General features: G+C 66.9%; 18 protein-coding genes and 1 pseudogene. 13 read left to right on the top strand and 6 right to left on the bottom strand.

Translation table 11 applies throughout. The annotated features are described in order from the left end of the window. Positions 1–85 precede the first annotated feature (85 nt). Both CBI38_RS15300 and CBI38_RS15295 read left to right on the top strand, forming a co-directional pair. On the top strand, positions 86–1,066 hold the full coding sequence (locus tag CBI38_RS15300; protein WP_109330053.1) for an alpha/beta fold hydrolase: 981 nt from the start codon (positions 86–88) through the stop codon (positions 1,064–1,066). Next, positions 1,027–1,479, top strand: coding sequence for a hypothetical protein (locus tag CBI38_RS15295; RefSeq protein ID WP_109330051.1), 453 nt, complete (start codon positions 1,027–1,029; stop codon positions 1,477–1,479). Before CBI38_RS15300 ends, CBI38_RS15295 begins: the two co-directional genes overlap by 40 nt. Here CBI38_RS15295 and CBI38_RS15290 read toward each other — a convergent pair. Further along, the gene (locus CBI38_RS15290; protein ID WP_109330049.1) at positions 1,466–2,176 is read right to left on the bottom strand and encodes an enoyl-CoA hydratase/isomerase family protein; all 711 of its coding nucleotides are present in this window, start codon (positions 2,174–2,176) and stop codon (positions 1,466–1,468) included. The two genes, CBI38_RS15295 and CBI38_RS15290, sit on opposite strands and share 14 nt — an antisense overlap. Before the next feature lie 116 nt (positions 2,177–2,292). On the opposite strand from CBI38_RS15290, the gene CBI38_RS15285 reads away from it, so the two are divergent. Both CBI38_RS15285 and CBI38_RS15280 read left to right on the top strand, forming a co-directional pair. After that, entirely contained in the window at positions 2,293–2,757 is a 465-nt protein-coding gene (locus CBI38_RS15285) for a DUF6292 family protein (RefSeq protein WP_109330047.1), read from the top strand. A 373-nt stretch (positions 2,758–3,130) separates the two neighbouring features. After that, the gene (locus CBI38_RS15280) at positions 3,131–4,516 is read left to right on the top strand and encodes a WS/DGAT/MGAT family O-acyltransferase (RefSeq protein WP_109335104.1); all 1,386 of its coding nucleotides are present in this window, start codon (positions 3,131–3,133) and stop codon (positions 4,514–4,516) included. A 15-nt stretch (positions 4,517–4,531) separates the two neighbouring features. Here CBI38_RS15280 and CBI38_RS15275 read toward each other — a convergent pair whose 3' ends face one another. Next, complete coding sequence (locus tag CBI38_RS15275) at positions 4,532–5,614, bottom strand: iron-containing redox enzyme family protein (protein WP_109330045.1); 1,083 nt, start codon at positions 5,612–5,614, stop codon at positions 4,532–4,534. Between CBI38_RS15275 and CBI38_RS15270 the strand changes: the two genes are divergently transcribed. Then, the gene (locus CBI38_RS15270) at positions 5,615–5,833 is read left to right on the top strand and encodes a CDGSH iron-sulfur domain-containing protein (protein ID WP_109330043.1); all 219 of its coding nucleotides are present in this window, start codon (positions 5,615–5,617) and stop codon (positions 5,831–5,833) included. 15 nt (positions 5,834–5,848) lie between these two features. Here CBI38_RS15270 and CBI38_RS15265 read toward each other — a convergent pair whose 3' ends face one another. Then, complete coding sequence (locus tag CBI38_RS15265) at positions 5,849–6,313, bottom strand: hypothetical protein (protein WP_109330041.1); 465 nt, start codon at positions 6,311–6,313, stop codon at positions 5,849–5,851. 223 nt (positions 6,314–6,536) lie between these two features. Here CBI38_RS15265 and CBI38_RS15260 point away from each other — a divergent pair. Together CBI38_RS15260 and CBI38_RS15255 are read left to right on the top strand one after the other, a co-directional pair. Next, positions 6,537–7,028, top strand: a pseudogene (locus tag CBI38_RS15260) (thiamine pyrophosphate-dependent enzyme); the annotation flags it as partial. Positions 7,029–7,119: 91 nt separating this feature from the next. Then, complete coding sequence (locus CBI38_RS15255; protein WP_162603235.1) at positions 7,120–7,944, top strand: GAF and ANTAR domain-containing protein; 825 nt, start codon at positions 7,120–7,122, stop codon at positions 7,942–7,944. A 22-nt stretch (positions 7,945–7,966) separates the two neighbouring features. Here CBI38_RS15255 and CBI38_RS15250 read toward each other — a convergent pair whose 3' ends face one another. The 3 genes from CBI38_RS15250 to CBI38_RS15240 form a co-directional block, all read right to left on the bottom strand. Next, a complete protein-coding gene (locus CBI38_RS15250) occupies positions 7,967–8,881 on the bottom strand; it encodes a glycosyltransferase family 2 protein (RefSeq protein WP_109330038.1) in 915 nt (304 codons plus the stop codon). Further along, on the bottom strand, positions 8,878–9,756 hold the full coding sequence (locus CBI38_RS15245; RefSeq protein WP_109330036.1) for a glycosyltransferase family 2 protein: 879 nt from the start codon (positions 9,754–9,756) through the stop codon (positions 8,878–8,880). The genes CBI38_RS15250 and CBI38_RS15245 overlap by 4 nt, the downstream gene beginning before the upstream one ends. 69 nt (positions 9,757–9,825) lie before the next feature. After that, entirely contained in the window at positions 9,826–11,478 is a 1,653-nt protein-coding gene (locus CBI38_RS15240; RefSeq protein ID WP_109335103.1) for a RecQ family ATP-dependent DNA helicase, read from the bottom strand. A gap of 340 nt (positions 11,479–11,818) precedes the next feature. Here CBI38_RS15240 and CBI38_RS15235 point away from each other — a divergent pair, with 340 nt between their 5' ends. The 6 genes from CBI38_RS15235 (at position 11,819) to CBI38_RS15210 (ending at position 17,764) form a co-directional block, all read left to right on the top strand. Further along, the gene (locus CBI38_RS15235; RefSeq protein WP_109330034.1) at positions 11,819–12,274 is read left to right on the top strand and encodes an STAS domain-containing protein; all 456 of its coding nucleotides are present in this window, start codon (positions 11,819–11,821) and stop codon (positions 12,272–12,274) included. Then, on the top strand, positions 12,271–13,701 hold the full coding sequence (locus tag CBI38_RS15230; protein ID WP_109330032.1) for an alpha,alpha-trehalose-phosphate synthase (UDP-forming): 1,431 nt from the start codon (positions 12,271–12,273) through the stop codon (positions 13,699–13,701). Before CBI38_RS15235 ends, CBI38_RS15230 begins: the two co-directional genes overlap by 4 nt. A gap of 64 nt (positions 13,702–13,765) precedes the next feature. Beyond that, the gene (locus tag CBI38_RS15225) at positions 13,766–14,833 is read left to right on the top strand and encodes a glycosyltransferase family protein (protein ID WP_109330030.1); all 1,068 of its coding nucleotides are present in this window, start codon (positions 13,766–13,768) and stop codon (positions 14,831–14,833) included. After that, positions 14,815–15,942, top strand: a complete 1,128-nt coding sequence (locus CBI38_RS15220) for a glycosyltransferase (RefSeq protein ID WP_109330026.1) — start codon at positions 14,815–14,817, stop codon at positions 15,940–15,942. Before CBI38_RS15225 ends, CBI38_RS15220 begins: the two co-directional genes overlap by 19 nt. Further along, a complete protein-coding gene (locus tag CBI38_RS15215) occupies positions 15,939–16,943 on the top strand; it encodes a glycosyltransferase (RefSeq protein ID WP_109330024.1) in 1,005 nt (334 codons plus the stop codon). The genes CBI38_RS15220 and CBI38_RS15215 overlap by 4 nt, the downstream gene beginning before the upstream one ends. Beyond that, positions 16,940–17,764: a glycosyltransferase family 2 protein gene (locus CBI38_RS15210; RefSeq protein WP_109330022.1), complete on the top strand. Its 825-nt coding sequence runs from the start codon at positions 16,940–16,942 to the stop codon at positions 17,762–17,764. The genes CBI38_RS15215 and CBI38_RS15210 overlap by 4 nt, the downstream gene beginning before the upstream one ends. Positions 17,765–17,766 lie beyond the last annotated feature (2 nt).

The raw sequence follows: 17,766 nt of genomic DNA, 5'->3' as shown, positions 1-17,766 counted from the left end.
GATACACCAGCGCGGAGGCCTTGCGGGTTCGGCGAGGATGGGTACCATACGACCTTCGGCGCCATTCGAAGGGAAGGTTGCGTTGATGTCTCGCCTCCAACGCACTGAACTGCACGGGGACGAAGCTGCCTATCACCTCTCCGGTGAGGGTGAGACGCTCCTGCTGATACACGGTATGGCCGGCAGCTCCGACACCTGGCGTGCGGTCATCCCCCAACTCTCGCGCCGGTATCAGGTTCTGGCGCCGGACCTGCCGGGCCACGGCAGCTCCGCCAAACCGCGCGGTGACTACTCCCTCGGCGCATTCGCCGCGTGGTTGCGCGATCTCCTCGACGAACTCGGCATCCCACGGGTGACGGTCGTCGGGCAGTCGTTGGGCGGCGGAGTGGCGATGCAATTTTCCTACCAGCATCCGGAACTGTGTAATCGGTTGGTGCTCATCGGTAGCGGTGGGCTGGGACGCGATGTCAATTGGACCCTCCGGTTGCTGGCTGCGCCGGGAGCCGAGTTTCTCCTGCCTCTGATCGCGCCGGGGGTCGTGCGAGAGGCGGGGAACACAGTGCGCTCGTGGCTGGGGGCGGCGGGTCTGCGGTCGGTGCGGGGTGACGAGATGTGGCAGTCCTACGCATCGCTCTCCGATCCGGACACTCGGCATGCATTTCTGCGTACATTGCGCGCCGTCGTCGACTACCGGGGTCAGGCCGTCAGTGCGCTGAGCCGTCTCTATTTGAACGCCGACCGGCCCACCCAGTTGATCTGGGGGGACTCGGACCGAATCATTCCCGTCGCTCACGCCTATGCGGCGCACGATGCAATGCCGGGCAGTCGACTCGCCGTCCTCGACGGTGTCGGCCACTATCCGCATCTGGAGGCGCCTGGTGAGGTTGTCAGCATCATCGACGACTTCGTCTCCGCACACCCTGCACCCACTCGAGAGTCCGGCCGAGGCTTCCCCGGCCGGGCGGCCGGATGGGAGGCTGAAGGGAGCCATTCCGGCGTTTCCTCGTACTCGGCAGGAGATAACCCATGCGACTTCCCACACTCGGACAGCTGCCCGGACGGATAGCGACCGGAGGTTTCATCTTGCATTCGGGACTTCAGAAGTGGCCCGGCGACGAGCAGACGGCCGCGGGTATCCACGGCATGGCCGCGGGCGCCTTTCCCTTTCTGAACGGAGTGCCGCCGGCACGATTTCTGAAGATGCTGTCGGTGGCGGAGATCGGCACCGGCGCCGCACTGTTGGTGCCGCTCGTGCCGACCGCGCTGGCCGGCGCGGCACTCACCGCCTTTTCCGGTGGTTTGGTCGCGATGTATGCGCGGACACCGGGGCTGCGTAACCCGGGAAGTATCTGGCCGAACGAGAACGGGTTAGCGGTCAGCAAGGATGTATGGATGCTCGGGATGGGCCTCGGGTTCCTCCTCGACGAGTGGACGCGCACGCGCCGATCCGGCACATCCACCGGTGTCAGTCTGCGCTGAGTGCCTCCTGAGCCTGGAGATTCTGCACAGGGGTGCGCAGGGATGCGACGACGTCGGTGTAGAGGGTGGTTTTGATCTCGCGCAGGGTGCGGCCGCGGGTGGCGGCCAGCCCGCGGGCATGTTCGATCGCTCTGGGGAGGACGTCGTCCTCGGCGGCGACGTCGTCGACGAGGCCCGCGGCGTGGGCTTCGGCACCGCCGTAGCGGTGACCGGTGACGAGGGCGGTGTGCGCCGCGGGCGCAGGCAGTCGCGCCGCGAGGAGGGCAATGCTTCCGGGCGCGTAGCTGGCGCCGATGCTGATCCCGGGCAGGCAGAAGTAGCCGCGGTCTTCGCGCATGATCCGGTGATCGTGGGCGGTGGCTAGGATGGCGCCGCCACCGAAAGTGTGTCCGGGTAGGGCTGCGACGGTGGGCAGCGGGAACGTCAGTATCCGGGCGAACAGTTCCTGCACGCGGTCGATGTAGGAGTTCAGCTTGTCCGTGTTCTGCACGACCCACGTGGTGTCGAGGCCGGTGGAGTAGAACTTGCCGACGGCGGTGGTGACGAGCGCGCCGGGACCGTCCGTGCTTTCGACCTCGTCCAGCAAGTCCCCGACCTGCTCGAGCCAGTCCGGGTGGAAGGCATTCTCGCTGTCGCGACTTCCCCGCTCACCCAGGTAGAGAACGAACACGTCTTCGGACCGCTCCAAGTAAGGCATGCCGCGAGGCTACCCAACCGCGGCGGCGAGCACCCGCCGAATACACCGGCTGTGCGTGAAGTTTCAACCGCAACCGGCCAGGGTATGTCGTGTTTCTACAGCTGAGGCGGTGAACGATGAAAACTGGAACAGGTGTTGCCGACGGGCGAACTGTTCGGGATTACATCCACGCGGTCGCCCGGTGCGTTCATGCCGATTCGATCGATTGGTGGGACTCCGAGGGCGTCGATGTCGTTCTGGTCCTGCCGTTGCGGTTGCGCTACCTGCCGGGGCGCAATGCGGTTCTGGTGTGGAACCGGCACTTCGGGTGGTCGCTCGGTGCGGAGGGGGTCGGGCGCGGCAGCATCGTCGTCATCGCGGGACTCGGGATCGGACGGACCCCACCGCCCGCGCTGTGTTCCGACCGCGCCCTCGAGTTGATCGACGGATACTTCCGGTCGACGCCGACGCAGATGGACGACTCCGATCCGAATAGCGGTGCCGCAGAGAATCTTTCGTCGATAGAACACGATCGATGTTCGCGAATCGGTACGGAGACTGCCGGGCGCGGGCGCCGCGACCGGGTGGTGAAGCGTCCCTGATCGCCGCGTCCGCCGACACGGAAGACCGGTGTCGTGCCGAAGCACGGCCTCGTCGGCTGTAGGGCTCAACCGACAAGACCTGGCCGAAGTCGTACCCGGGTATGACTGCGGCGTGCTGACCGCATACCCGAGGCGGTAGCAGTCGAATCATCGCCATATCGTGGCCGTTGCCCGGCATGTTCCGGGCCGCACGCAGTGTGTGGTGGTGACGGAATTTCGAATCGGCGGCACCGAAATGGGCATGGCGACAGCCTTTTCGTGATCTGCTTACGCCGTGGTGTGGGGCTCTGCCGTCCGGCCCGGACAAGCAGATCCCATCGATGGACAGGCCGACGTGCCAGCGCGGCTCGTGGTCGCCCGAACGGGGGTGCGGATGTTGGTGATGAGCCCCATGGAGGCGCTGTTCGTGCTGTTCGAGACACCGTCCCATCCGCTGCACGTGGGGGCGCTCGAACTGTTCGATCCGCCGGCCGAGGCCGGCGTAGACCACGCCCGGACGATGTTCGAGGCGTTGACGTCCCAGGAGGAGTCGTCCCAACTGTTCCGTAAGCGGGCTATTCGCCCGCTTCGAGGAGTCGGTTATCCGTGGTGGTCGGTCGATGACCGGTTGGATCTGGGGTATCACGTGCGGCACAGCGCGGTGCCGGGCGCCGGACGGATGGACGATTTGCTGTCTCTGGTGTCCCAGATGCACGGAATACCGCTCGATCCGCAGCATCCGATGTGGGAGATGCATGTCATCGAAGGACTCGCCGACGGGCGGACCGCCGTGTACTCGAAGATTCACCTGTCGCTGATGGACGGTCCGGCGGGTTTGCGGTTGCTCCATCATGCCTTGTCGAGTGAGCCCGACGACACGAACTGCCCGGCGCCGTGGACACCCGGTGTCGCGGCGAAGTCGCAGCGCACCTCACCGTTCCCGGTGGCGGCCGTCCGTGCGGGCTGGCGGGCGGCGACCAGCCTGGTGGGTGTGGTCCCCGCGGCCGCGAAGGCCACCATGGACGGCCTCCGTGAGCAGCATCTGACCCTCCCCCTGCAGTCGCCCCACACCATGCTGAACGTGCCGGTGGGTCGGGCCCGGAAGGTGGCGGCGCGGTCGTGGCCGATTCGGCGACTGCTGGCCGTCGCATCGGCCGCCCGCACCACCATCGACACGGTCGTTCTCGCGATGTGTTCGGGCGCGCTCCGTAGCTATCTGCTCGAGAATTACGCGCTACCGGATGCGCCGTTGACGGCGATGCTGCCGGTGCCACTCGATCTCGGCGGTCCTGCGATCGGACCGCGCGGGCGGGATCACGGTGTGGGTGCGATGGTCGTGGGCTTGGCCACCGATGAACGCAATCCGGCAGCGCGTCTGGCGCGCATCACGGACGCCATGGAACACACGCACAAGGTGTTCGGTGCGCTCAGCCACAACCAGTTCCAGCTGATGAGCGCGCTCGCGATCAGTCCGATACTGCTCGAACCGGTGCGAAGGTTCGTCGACGACACTCCCCCGCCGTTCAACGTCATGATTTCGTACATGCCGGGCCCGTCGAGGCCGAGGTACTGGAACGGCGCCCGCCTGGACGCCGTGTATCCGGTGCCGACGATCCTCGGCGGTCAGGCGCTGAGCATCACGGTCACCAGTCGGGCGGGTCAACTCGATGTCGGCGTCGTCGGCGACCGTCACGCGGTCCCCCACCTGCAGCGCATCATCACGCATCTCGAGACGTCGCTCAGTGACCTCGAGAGCGCGGTCGCGGCATCCGGAACCTGAGGCGTGGTTCGGCGTCTACTCGATCTCCTGCCGCAGTGAGCTGATGCCCTGTTCCCAGCATCGGGTGACGTGGTCACCGACGAGGTCGTCGAATGCGAGGCACGCCGCGGCGCCGAGCAGGATATCGTCGCCGGTTGACGGGCTCGCGGACACCAGACCGCCCGCGAGGTCGCGGCAGACTATCTGCTCGTGCACGGAGTCGGCTTCGACGTGCTCGTCGAAGAACAGCGTGGCGGCCTTGCCGAAGCCGAGCCGGGTCAGTCCGGCGCTGTATTTCTTACTCGGCAATGCCGAGGTGGTTTCGACCGCGCAGAGGTGCCCGACCAGTGCACCCAGTAGGCGGCGGTGAAGGCCGAATAGTGAGAGCGCGTTCAGGGACGCCAGGGTGATCGCGGGAACGGCGTCGATGTAGTGGGCGTAGCGGTCGGAGAGCCCGAGTTCCCGCATGGTGGTGGCGAACAGTGCGGAGTGCATGCGCTCGGGGCGGCCACCGCCGTATTCGTCCGATTGAACTTCGACCAACGCCGCCTTCGGTGCGCCGGCGAGTCGCGGGATGCCGAGCGTGTGCACGTCCGCTTCGCGGAGCTGGTTCAGTGAGCGGTGGACGAGCAGTTCGCGGAAGTGCTGGAGGTCGGCGTCGCGTGCCATGAAGGCGGACAGGCCGGGTCCGGCGGTGGGTGCGGTCATTTTCCACAGTTCCGCCACCACACCTGTCGAATCGGTCGGCGGGTTCGCGACGATCCGGATGGCCGCCTCGAACGGAACCTCCAGAGCTTCCCGCGCCGCGAGCAGATCGGTGTTCCACTCCCAGTCGTCTCCGACGCCCGCAATGCCCTGCAGATGCAGTTCGTAGAGGGCGGTGAGACAGATCTGGGCGTCCTCGTCGTAGAGGATGGCGGGACGCCCGTCGACCGTCGTGTCCGCGGAAGTTTCTGTGAGGGAACGCGCCGCCGTCACCAACGATTCGCTGTCCTCGACGTCTCCGCGCAGAATGGAGAACAAGAGCTCGCTCACGGGGCCGCGTGATGCAGGAAACGGCATCGCGGATCCGGAAGGGGCCACTGTCTCCGACAACGACCGAGAGTGCAAGGTGGTCATATGGACTCCAATTTCACAACGGGAACCGACGGATCCGACGTGACCATCACGGTGTGCCCGGATGGGCCACTTCTCGTCCGCGGTTCGGCGCAATTGTTCGATACCGACGGTAACCCGTTACCGTCGAACCGGGCCACGGTGGCGCTGTGCCGGTGTGGAAGAACCGGCATTGCGCCCTTTTGTGACAGCTCCCACAAGAAGAAGCTCCGCCGTCCGTAGAGGCGGCGGCCAGGTCTACTTCTTGTCTTCGCCCTTACCGACACCTGTTTCGTGTGCAGGTCCGACGCCCTCGTCGCTCGACTCCGCCTGCTCGGTGTCGGCCGCCGGCTTCTCCTCCGACGGCGACGCTACCGCTCCGCGGGCTGTGTCGTCGGGATCCTTGTCCTGGAGCCGGTTCGCGTCGACGTGCTCGTCGTGCTCCGGACGGCCCTCGGCCGTGCTGGTGGTGCGGCCGTCGTAGGGCGGTGTTGCGGGCTGGGCGTCTCCCGGTGGAGTGGAGCCGCCGGCGGGCCCGGCGACGTGTTCCCGACCGGGATCAGGGCCTTCACCCGTCGTGGCCACTTCCTCCTGATCCAAGGTTCCCGCCTCCCGGTCCGACGGACCCGCCCCGGCTTCGTCCGGACCCGAGTCGCGTGAGCCGACGGGACCCCGTTCGGCTTGCGGCTCCTCTTGGAGCTGCTCGCCTGGTTCGGTACCCATGATTCCTCCTCGACAGCGCTGCGAAGCGTGTGTCCTCGACGGACCCACTGTTGTAGCTATGCCCCGGACTGCGCGGGCCAAACCCGTTCGCGCCACGGTGTCATGCTGCTGGGGCGGCCGGACTGCTCCCGATGATCCGCCGTTCGTCACCGGCGCGATCGGCTTGCTCGGCACCTGGCCCAGCTACGAGCTGATGCGGGACGCTGCTGATGGTCGGGTCGAACACGCGCGGTGCGTGCGGTTGCGGGAAGACATGCGCGGATCGTTGTCCGGCACGCTGGCCACCATGGGTGCGGGTGTCCCTACGCTCTCGGCGCCAAGTTCGCGCATCCCGGCCGTCCGGTTGTCGCGCTCGTCGGTGACGGGGCGATGCAGATGAAGGACTCGCCGAACTCCTGACCATCGCCCGCTATCACCGGGAGTGGACCGACGCCCGCCTGATCGTGTGCATCTTCCACAACAACGACCTCAATCGGGTCACCTGGAAGTTACGCGCGATGGGTGGCGCACACCGATTCCCCCGCACGCCACCTATGAGCAGATGAAGTCGACGGCGGGGGCGGTACTCGCGGGCGATGCCAACGCATGGCACCTCGTCGTACAGGGGGCGAAGATAAAGGCCAAGGAGGTGTTCCCACCCCCGTCACCAGCGGTGACGACATTCCGGATGCTGCGACTGCGGTCTCGACACGGAGGAGGCGGGGCGAGGCGGTAGTATTCCGATGTTTGTTCGGTAGAGACACCTGCCATACCGCTGAAGTGGCGGCGGGTGCATGGGTACTCGCTCGCCTGAAATAGGGAGAGTAGTGCCATTGCCCGAGGAACTCGGTGCCGACGTCACTCCGGGTCGGCACCGCCGTGCCGACGACACTCTGGCGCGGCACCGTCGTGCCGACGACACTCTGGCGCGGCACCGTCGTGTCGACGCAATTGCGAGCGCGCTGGACAACCTGCAGCGCCGTCTGACCACCCCCGCGCAGCTGCAGGGTTTCCTGCAGGAATTGTGTGACTGTGTGGTGTCGACGATTGTCGAAGCGGACATGGCCGGTGTGACCCTGATGGACGAGGATGGGCGTGCCGAGACCGCGGCGTGCACCGATCGGCGCGTAGTGGACATCGACTTGAACCAGTACCGCAACGGTGAGGGCCCCTGCCTGGAGGCGGCCACCACGGGGCAGATCGTCAAGGTCCGAGTCGACGAAGTTGTCGAACGGTGGCCGGCGTTCGCGGCCGACGTGCACGACATCGGTGCTGCCAGTTACCTGTCGGCGCCGTTGCGGGTGGGTGAGGCGCACGCCAGTTCCCTGAATTTGTACAGTCTCGGCAGCCATGGATTCGGCGATCTCGATGTGGCGTTGCTGAGGATCTTCACCAGTTTCGCCGAGGTGGTGACCAGGATGACGCGTGAGGCGGCGGCAGCCCACGACGAGGTGGCCGGGTTGAAAAAGGCCATGGTCACGCGCGGTGTCATCGAGCAGGCGAAGGGAATTCTCATGGCGGCGGAGCGGATCTCGGCCGACGAGGCGTTCCGGATGCTGGTGACCAACTCGCAGCGCAGGAACGTCAAGCTGGTCACCGTGGCGCACGAGGTGGTCGAGGCCGTCGCCGCTGATGATGGCGACTCCGACTGACGAATCGCGGACAAAGCTCGGGTCAGCCGATGTATCGGCGTGCCTTCGACCGGGACTGCGGTTCCTCGAGGAGCACCAGTCCGGCTTCCACGGTGTCGGGCACGACGCGCCGGTGACGTAGAACCCACGGGGTCGACCTGAGGGCCTCGAGCACGGCAGCCGCGGTAGCGCGGTCTTTCGGGGCGCTACGCAGAATCACCAGAGAGCGGCGCGCCGCGCTTCGCACCGGACGCCGCAACCAGAGGGTCCACAGAGTGTTGCGGATACCGAGTTGCCGGCGGCGGGTGGCGTCCCGGCTCACCGAGGGCTCGTGATGGATCACCATGTCCTCGTTCCACACCATCCACCAGCCGGCGGCGGCGAGATCGAGGGCAAGGAGTTCTTCCTCGCCGCCCAGCCACATCTTCTCGCAGAAGCCGCCGACCTGACGGAATGCCTCCACCCGGAACATCGTGAGGCCGGCCATCACGCCGAGGACAGCCGGACCCGGCAGCCACGATGGCCCGGGTACCGGTGAGTCCCGGAACTCGGGAGTGATCGGGTCCTCGACAAGGTCGGGTGCCACCAAGCACTTCCCGGTCACGGATCCGATCGTCGGATGCGCGCCGAGGACCGCGGCGCCGACGGTCAGGGCACCTGGTTGCCAGCGGGTGTCGTCGTCGCAGAACGCCACATATGGGCTCGTCACCAGCTCGACGGCCCGGTTCCGGGCGACGGCGCCGAGGTTGTCGTCCAGGGCAAGGAGCCGGACCTGCGGGAATTCGCGCCGCACCATGTCGGTGGTGCCGTCACCGGAGCCATTGTCCGCCACGATGATCAGTGCACGGTCGGGCAGGGTGGTCATGTGGGCGAGGGTTTTGCGCAGTTCGGCGCATCGGTTGTAGGTCAAGACCACCACCGTGACCGGCGACGGCTTCTGCGGTTCGGCCCCGCTCACGGCCGGCCCCTCTCGAGTTCTTCGAGACGGCGTTCGAGGTGAGTGGGCACAACCCGCCGGTGCGCAACCGCGGCGGGGAGCTTGCGGATCGTGTCGAACAACGCCGGCGCCGCGGACGGTGTCCGGACCGCCGCGAACATGAGGGAGATGAGGGCACTCGCGACGGTCGGCACCGGTCGCCGCATCACGACGGTCAGGGTGTCGTTGCGGATCTCGCGGTTGCGTCGGCGGCTCGCGTTTGCGCGAACCGGGGAGGGATGGTGGTAGGCGACGACGTCCTCGACGTAACACAGTTCCCACCCCTGCGCGGCGAGATCGAGTGCGAGTAGCGCCTCCTCCCCCACGAACTCGAGCACGTACGAGAAGCCCCCCACATTCTCGAATGCCGATCGTCGCACCACCGACGCGCAGGCGAGGAAACCTAGCACCGAGGGGCCGGGGGCACCGGGCCGTGTTCCGAGCGGACTGCGGGCCAAGAGGTCGTTGAGCGGATCGTTGCGGGCCTCGGGGCCGACGAGGGTGCGGGCGGCGAGCAGCGCGACGGCGGGATGCTCGTCCAGCACCTTCTCCGCGAGGGGCAGTGCGTCACGGTCCCACCAGGAATCGTCGTCGCAGAACGCGATGTAGGGCGTCGACGCGGCCGACACACCGTAGTTGCGAGCGGCGGCGCCCTCATTGCTGGAGCGTGTGATCGTAGTCAGGGCCGGAATGACGCTGCGCGCCGCGTCGACGACGTTCGCAGTGTCGTCGGTGGACGCGTTGTCGACGACGACGATCGGGGGTACGGGCCGAAGTTTCGACAGCTCGAGGAGGGTGCGCGCGAGGCTCGTCGCCCGGTTGTGCGTCACGATCACGACGGTCGTCTTCGAGGTCACCCCGCAGTGGTACCCGAGGGGCCGCGCACCGCAAACAGCCGGCCGAGGGAGAGGAGTCCGGTGCGCCGCTCACCGTGACCGCAGCACACCGGACTCTTCGACGGCGGCGACGGAGAGGGTCCGGTAGCCGTGGTCGTCGAACAGGACGGTGATCCGGTCGGGTGCGGTGCTCATTACGGTTCCCGGGCCCCATTCGGTATGTTCGTCCGCGGTGTCGACTGGCCAGGGTGCGTCCTGGTCGGTGGCGGCGGCCTCGCCGGTGGGCTCCGGGTGTTCGGTGGACTCGGTTGTGCAGCATCGGTCGCAGTTGCCACAGGGCGGGTCGAAGGCCTCGCCGAAGTATCCGAGCAGGAAGCTGCGGCGGCAGTTGCGGGTGTCGGCGTACTCGCGCAGCATCTCGACACGCGACCGTGCCAGGCGTTCGTCCGCGGCGGCACGGTCGGTTGCCCGCCTCAGGGCCTCGTCGGTGCTGAGGTCGCGGGCCGTGAAGCCTCTTCCTTCTGCGGCGACGGCGTCGACTTGTTCGAGCAGGTTGATCGCTGCCGTCACCTTGCGGCTCCCGGCGTCGAGTGGCGCGCGGAGGTCCTTGATCTTCATGCGGCCACCGCTGCGGAGCAGTTCGAACACCCGGGCGAGAAAATCCTCGTCCGATCGGTGAGTCGCAAAGAACCTGCCGAGTGACAGCTCCTCGGGCCGGTAGAACAGCAGCGCCAACGCGCTCTCCCCGTCGCGGCCCGCCCGTCCGAGCTGCTGATAGTAGTTGTCGAGGGAGTCGGGAACGGAGGCGTGGACGACGAAGCGTACGTCGGGTTTGTCGATACCCATTCCGAAGGCGGAGGTCGCGGCCACGACGTCGAAGCGGCCGTCGAGGAATTGTTCGTGTACGGCCTCCCGCTCGGATCTCTTCATTCCGGCGTGGTATGCGGCGGTCCGCAGCCCGCGGGTGGACAGCTCTTCGGCGTAGAATTCGGCGTCCTTGCGGGTCGCCGTGTACAGCAATCCCGGTTGCGGAAGGTCCGGTACTCGGTCGAGTACGGCGCGTTCCTTGTCCGCTCTGCTGACGTAGCGGTCCACCTCGAGGGTGATGTTGGGGCGGTCGAAGCCCGTCGCGACCACCGCGGGATCATCGAGCGCCAACCGGTCGATGATTTCCTGCCGGACCGGGGGCGGCGCCGTGGCGGTCAGCGCGAGGACGGGTGGGTGACCGAGCCTTCGCACGGTATCGGCGATGCGTAGGTAGTCGGGACGGAAATCGTGGCCCCAGGCGGCGACGCAATGCGCCTCGTCCACCACGATGAGGAAGACTTTCGCTGCCTCGAATCGCGAGATCACGTCGCTGTTCGCCAGTTGTTCAGGGGCGACGAACACGTACTCGGCCTCGTGCTTCTCGACAGCACGCCAGGTGGCCTCGAGGTCGCGTGCGGACCGTGTGGAGTTGATCGCCACCGCCCGGGGTGCGCCCGCCGAGTCGATGCCGGCAATCTGATCCTCCTGCAACGCGATCAGTGGGGAGATGACCAGGGTCGTTCCCGTCAGCAGGACGGCGGGGACCTGGTAGATCGCCGATTTACCCGCCCCGGTGGCCATGACGACGAGCGCGTCGCGGCCGGTCATCAACGCCTGCATTGCCTCGAGCTGTGCGGGGCGCAGGGTGTCCCAGCCGAATGTGTCCCGCGCCGTCGCCTGCAATCTCTCGCATAGGTCGGATGCGCGCTCGGTCATCGTCGTCTGCGCCATGGCGACGTGGTCGCCGGCATCGCGGGAAATCAGCCCTGGTTCCGCTTCTTCGCACGCTGACGTGCGACGACGAACAGTACGACAGCCACCAGTATCACCAGTGCAATGAGCTCCATAGCTCCCGTTTACCCGGGTTCCCGGAACCTATGCACCCCGCCGCCGTCGCGGGCAGCATGCACTTGGGAAGGAGGTGAGGCCGAAATTGACAGGATGGGGTAACGTCAGTGTCCTGCACGGTTGAGCCCCCAGCCGCAAAGGACGGGCTGGGTTCGCATACCGTTCCCGTGCCTGTCTCCCTCGTCGCTACGACCGTGAGGAGTCCGACATGAAATCTGTTCTCAGTGCACATTCGGGACACCACGATTCTGCAGAAAACACCATGCTTTTCAGTTGGGCCGCCGAGCCCGAGCACGGCAAGCTCACCGTCGAGTGCACCCCCGGTGCCGGCGGCGTTCTGGTCGTCCGCATCTCCGGTGACATCGACGTCACCACCGTTCCTCTCTTCGGTATTCACCTGGACGAGGCGATCAACGAACGTCTGCCGTTCGTTCTGGACTTGACCCACGTTCAGTTCTTTTGCGCATCAGCCCTTTCGGTGCTGGAGATCATCTCCGGCCGCGCCCGCAGGCTGGGCCTGCCCTGGGCGGTCACCGGGAACACCGCGGTCCGCCGGCCTCTGACCGCCATGAAGCTGGAGACGGTGGTGCCGTATTCCACCTCCCTCGACGACGCATGCAGGCTTGTCGCAGAGGGGCTCCCTACCCACGGGATTTCGGCGTGAACGATGAAACGCCTCAGGGCACATCCGACTTCGTCGTCGTGGCGAACCGGCTCCCGGTAGATCTCGAGACACTCGACGACGGGACCACCCGGTGGAAGCGGAGCCCGGGGGGACTCGTCACAGCCCTCGAACCGATTCTCGATCGGGAGAGCGGCTCGTGGGTGGGCTGGCCGGGCGTCCCCGACACCAAAGTCGAACCGATAGTGTCGGGGAAACTTCATCTGTATCCGGTCGAGCTCAGTTCGCACGAGGTGACGTTCTACTACGAGGGTTTCTCCAACGCCACCCTCTGGCCGCTCTATCATGACGTGCTGGTCGCGCCGGTGTTCGATCGTGGCTGGTGGCAGACCTATGTGGACGTCAACCGTCATTTCGCCGAAGAGACCGCGCGCACGGCGGCCGAGGGTGCGACCGTGTGGGTGCAGGACTACCAGTTGCAGCTCGTTCCGCGGCTGCTGCGCGAAATGCGTCCCGATCTGACCATCGGCTTCTTCCTACACATCCCGTTCCCGCCCGTCGAATTGTTCATGCAGTTGCCCTGGCGCAAGGAGATCGTGCAAGGACTGCTCGGGGCCGATCTCATCGGATTCCACCTCCCCGGCGGCGCCAACAACTTCCTCTTCCTCGCCGAGCGTCTGCTCGGGCTCGATACCACCGCGGCGGGCGGCGGACTTCGCAGCGGGCTCGGTGAAGTGCGGCTGGACGATCGGGTCGTCCGGGTGGGGGCCTTCCCCATCTCCGTCGACGCCCGGCAACTCATCGGCGAAGCGACGGATCCTGCCGTCGTCGCGCGGGCAGCGGAGATCCGGCGCGAACTGGGAAACCCGCGGAAGGTGCTGCTCGGGGTCGACCGCCTCGACTACACCAAGGGCATCGACCTGCGCCTCGCAGCGCTCGGTGAACTCCTGGACGAGGGTCGTCTCGATCCATCCGACACCGTGATGGTGCAACTGGCGACCCCGAGCCGCGAACGCGTCGAGCACTACATGAAGATGCGCAGCTCCATCGAGGAGCAGGTCAGCCACATCAACGGCGATCACGGTCAGATCGGTAAGCCTGTTGTGCATTACCTCTACCAGCCGGTGGACCGCCGGGAGTTGATTGCGCTCTACCTCGCCGCGGACGTCATGCTGGTGACGCCGATGCGGGACGGGATGAATCTGGTGGCGAAGGAGTACGTGGCATGCCGCACCGATCTGGGTGGTGCGCTGGTGCTCAGCGAGTTCGCCGGAGCCGCCGCCGAACTGCGCGGCGCCTATCTGGTCAACCCCCACGATCTGGACGGTGTGAAGAACACGATCCTCGAAGCCCTCGAACAGGACCCCGAGCAGGGGCGGCGTCGCATGACGAAGTTGCACGAGCAGGTGGTCGAGCACGATGTGCATCGATGGGCCGAGTCGTTCCTGGGCGCGCTGACGCCACCGTGATCCGGCGCGCCGACAGGGCGCCGAACCATGATGCACCGCTCGCCCACGGACGAAGGAGTAATGAGTGATTCGGGTCGCCTCCGTACCGGCGTCTCATGTGTACGTTCGCCATCTGACCGATCCGGAGGGCAATGACACCGTTGTTCGACTCCCGGATCCGGTGCCGGCAGACGGACGGAAGGTACCCGGCGGGTGGTGGCCGCCGTTGATGCTCGACCCGGAATGGATCAGCAGAAATCACCGAAGTTTCGATGTCTTCCACATTCATTTCGGTTTCGACGCCATCGAACCGGCATTGATGAAGGACATCGTGCACGAGCTGTCGTCGCGGCGGAAACCGTTGGTGTACACGGTCCACGATCTGCGTAACCCACATCATCCCGACCCCGAACCGCACCTCGAAGCTCTGGATGTGCTGGTGCCCGTCGCCACCGAACTGGTCACCCTCACTCCGGGTGCGGCCGCGGTGATCGAGTCGAATTGGGCCCGGACCGCGACCGTCCTTCCGCATCCGCACGTCGTGGAGCGGACCCTCATCGAACGCGCTCGGCCTGCTTCGGGAACCTTCGTCGTCGGTGTCCACGTGAAGAGTCTTCGAGCGAACATGGATCCGTTCCCGGTGCTCGACACCCTCACCCGAACCGTGTCGGCGCTGGACGGGGCGCGCCTGCAGATCGACGTCCACGACGAAATTTTCGATCCGGCCAACCATTGGTACGCCCCCGACGCCGGAGCCCGGCTGCTGAGCTACGCCGAGCGGGACTGCGTCGACCTGCGAGTACACCCCTACTTCTCCGACGAAGAGTTGTGGGACTATCTGTCGTCCCTGTCGGTGTCCGTGCTGCCGTACCGGTTCGGTACCCACTCCGGCTGGCTCGAGGCCTGCTACGACCTGGGCACCGCGGTGGCCGCACCGTCCTGCGGGTTCTATGCCCAGCAAAAACGTTGCGGTAGCTACGATTTCGATGAGTACTCCTACGACGGCTCGTCGCTCGAACGTTGCATCGAGGGCCTCTACGAGCAGTCGAGCCTGCGGGCCACGTGGGGTGAACGCGAACAGGAGCGGCGAAACCTGGCACGCGCTCATCACGACCTCTACGAGCGGGCGCTTTCCTGGCGGGTGTTGCCGTGACGGCCGACCCGCTACGGATCGCCCTTATCGCATCGAGTCGCTACCCTATCCGCCAGCCGTTCCCCGGTGGTCTGGAATCGCACGTCTGGTATCTCGCCCGTACCCTGAGCGGCGACGGTCATCACGTCACCTTGTTCGCCGGTCCGGGTTCGGACCGCACGCTGGGCTGCGCTCACCTACAGGTGCAGACCTTGGATGTCAGTCATGCTGCGCGGCAGGATGTTTCGATGCCGTCGATGTGGTTCATGCAGGAGCATCACGCCTACCTGCAGCTGATGCTCGACCTATCCGGCCCACTCGCCGAGTCGTTCGACGTGGTCCACAACCACAGCCTGCACTATCTGCCGGTCGCAATGGCATCCGCCGTTCCGGCACCCGTGTTGTCGACGCTGCACACCCCACCCACTCCGTGGCTGGAATCGGCGCTCGCAGTGCGTTCGGGCGCCGGGGCACATTTCGCCGCCGTGAGCAGACACACCGCGGCGGCGTGGCAGCACGCCGTCGACGACATCGAGGTGGTGCCGAACGGAGTCGATCTGGACAGCTGGCCCGAAGGTCGCGGTGGGCAGCACCTCATCTGGTTCGGCCGGCTGGTGCCGGAGAAGGGCGCCCATGTCGCGGTGGACGCCGCCCGGCGCGCCGGTTTCCCGATCGTACTCGCGGGTCCGATCAGTGATGCCGAGTACTTCGACCGGATGATCCGGCCTCGGCTGGGATCGGAGGTCACCTATCTCGGGCATCTGGCGCAGCCCGAGCTCGCGGCGGCGATCGGCGGAGCCGCCGCGACACTGGTGGCTCCCCTGTGGGACGAACCGTACGGGCTGGTGGTCGCGGAATCGTTGGCGTGCGGAACGCCTGTGGCGGCGTTCGCCCGCGGTGGGATCCCCGAAGTGCTCACCCCCGACTGCGGCAGTCTCGTCGCCGCGGGGGACGTCCCTGCCCTGGCCCGGGCGATCCCGGACGTCGTCGGGCGCTCGCGTGCGGCGGCGCGCGCCCACGCCAGGGAATGTTGCTCCGAGCGCAGGATGGTCGACACGTACGTCGGCCTGTACCGGCGACTGGCGCGGGGCCACACCCCACCCCGGGCGCAGGGGAAGGCCGCACCGTGATCGGTTACTACATTCACCACCACGGTCATGGTCACCGGATGCGCGCATCGAGTATCTCCGCGCAGTTGCAGTCGCCGGTCACCACGCTGTCGTCGGCGCCGCCACCACCCGCGGGACGCTTCGCCGACAGCATCGCGCTGGCCCGTGACGACCGCGGCAGTGACCCCGTCAACCCCACCGCCGACGGCGCGCTGCACTGGGCGCCCACACACGACACCGGGCTGCGGACACGGATGGCGAGGATCGTGTCCTGGATCGACGCGACCCGCCCCGATCTGGTGGTGGTGGACGTATCGGTGGAGGTGGCAGCGCTCGTACGGTTGCTCGGTGTCCCGGTCGTGCTGATCGCCATGCCCGGCGAGCGCACCGACGCACCGCACCATCTCGGTTACCAACTGGCCGACCACATCATCGCCGCATGGCCGCAAAACCTGTACGACCCCCGGTGGTTGCGCGAGTTCGCCCACAAGACGACCTTCGTGGGCGGGATCAGCCGGTTCGAGGGACGCGCCGTCACCGCTCCCAACCGGTCCGGGCAGACCCGCATCCTCGTACTCAGCGGGGCGGGCGGAACGTCCTTGACGATGGACGACATCCGGCGCTGCGCACACGAGCACCGCAACCACCGGTGGCAGGCGCTCGGCATTCCGGGGGCGCCGTGGGCCGAGGACCCGTGGCCGCACCTGTGCGGCTGCGACGTGGTCGTCTCGCATGCCGGGCAGAACGCGGTGGCCGACATCGCAGTGGCGCGTCGTCCGGCGATCATCATCGGTCAGCCACGTCCGTTCGACGAGCAGGTGGAGACGGCACGCGCGCTCGGGAATGCGGGACTCGCCGTGTCGATACCCCGATGGCCGGAGATGTCGCAGTGGCCGCAGCTCGTCGACCGTGCGCTCGCACTGGGCGGCGAGCGATGGGTCCGCTGGCAGACGTCCGGTGCGGCGGCCCGCGCAGCGGCGGTCATCGACAGTGTGGCCAAGCGAGCGGGGGGACTGCGATGAAGACGGCGGTCGTGACGATCGCCGCCCGGCGCGAACACCACCTCCGGCAGCATCTGCGTTCCGTCGGGCAGATGACGGAGCGGGTGGGCGATCACGTCGTGGTCGCGATCGGCGACCGCGAAACCACCGAGGTGGTGTCCGAGGTCGGCGGCGCCCGCAGTGTGTGGTGCGAACACGACGACGGACCCCTCCCCCTGGCGGCTGCCCGCAATCTCGGTGCCGATGCTGCCCTGGCGGCCGGCGCCGACCTGATCGTCTTCCTCGACGTCGACTGTCTCGCCGGCCCGGCGCTGCTGCGGCGGTATCGGGTGGCCGCCGACCATCCGCGTAACCACTCCACCCTGCTGTGCGGGCCGGTCACCTACCTCCCGCCGCCCGGGCCGGGTGGCTACGACCTGGACCGCCTCGCCGAGCTGCGGAATCCGCATCCCGCCCGTCCTGCACCCGAGGACGGGACCGTCCTGACCGGGACCGACTTCACCCTCTTCTGGTCTCTGTCGTTCGGCGTGAGCCGCGAGACCTGGCACCGCATCGGCGGATTCTGCACCGAATACCGCGGATACGGAGGTGAGGACACCGACTTCGCGTGTTCCGCGGCCGAGGCCGGGATCGGTCTGCGGTGGGTCGGCGGCGCAGACGCGTTCCACCAGCACCATCCGGTGTCCGATCCGCCCGTCGAGCACCTGGGCGACATCCTCGCCAACGCTCACCTGTTCCACCGCAGGTGGGGATGGTGGCCGATGCGGGGATGGCTCGAGGCGTTCGAGGCCCTCGGCTTGATCGACTACGACGCGGCGCAGTTGCGGTGGGTGCCCCGGTGATC

Origin of the sequence: Rhodococcus oxybenzonivorans (assembly GCF_003130705.1) — a bacterium.
Classification (GTDB): Bacteria; Actinomycetota; Actinomycetes; order Mycobacteriales; family Mycobacteriaceae; genus Rhodococcus_F; species Rhodococcus_F oxybenzonivorans.
The sequence above is the reverse complement of the archived record's forward strand: the minus strand, read 5'-3'. Positions and strand labels throughout refer to the sequence as shown.

Coding starts and splice junctions, on each gene's coding strand:
- CBI38_RS15300 (WP_109330053.1), top strand. CDS start 86: ATGTCTCGCCTCCAACGCACTGAACTGCACGGGGACGAAGCTGCCTAT.
- CBI38_RS15295 (WP_109330051.1), top strand. CDS start 1,027: ATGCGACTTCCCACACTCGGACAGCTGCCCGGACGGATAGCGACCGGA.
- CBI38_RS15290 (WP_109330049.1), bottom strand. CDS start 2,176: ATGCCTTACTTGGAGCGGTCCGAAGACGTGTTCGTTCTCTACCTGGGT.
- CBI38_RS15285 (WP_109330047.1), top strand. CDS start 2,293: ATGAAAACTGGAACAGGTGTTGCCGACGGGCGAACTGTTCGGGATTAC.
- CBI38_RS15280 (WP_109335104.1), top strand. CDS start 3,131: ATGTTGGTGATGAGCCCCATGGAGGCGCTGTTCGTGCTGTTCGAGACA.
- CBI38_RS15275 (WP_109330045.1), bottom strand. CDS start 5,614: ATGACCACCTTGCACTCTCGGTCGTTGTCGGAGACAGTGGCCCCTTCC.
- CBI38_RS15270 (WP_109330043.1), top strand. CDS start 5,615: ATGGACTCCAATTTCACAACGGGAACCGACGGATCCGACGTGACCATC.
- CBI38_RS15265 (WP_109330041.1), bottom strand. CDS start 6,313: ATGGGTACCGAACCAGGCGAGCAGCTCCAAGAGGAGCCGCAAGCCGAA.
- CBI38_RS15240 (WP_109335103.1), bottom strand. CDS start 11,478: ATGACCGAGCGCGCATCCGACCTATGCGAGAGATTGCAGGCGACGGCG.
- CBI38_RS15235 (WP_109330034.1), top strand. CDS start 11,819: ATGAAATCTGTTCTCAGTGCACATTCGGGACACCACGATTCTGCAGAA.
- CBI38_RS15210 (WP_109330022.1), top strand. CDS start 16,940: ATGAAGACGGCGGTCGTGACGATCGCCGCCCGGCGCGAACACCACCTC.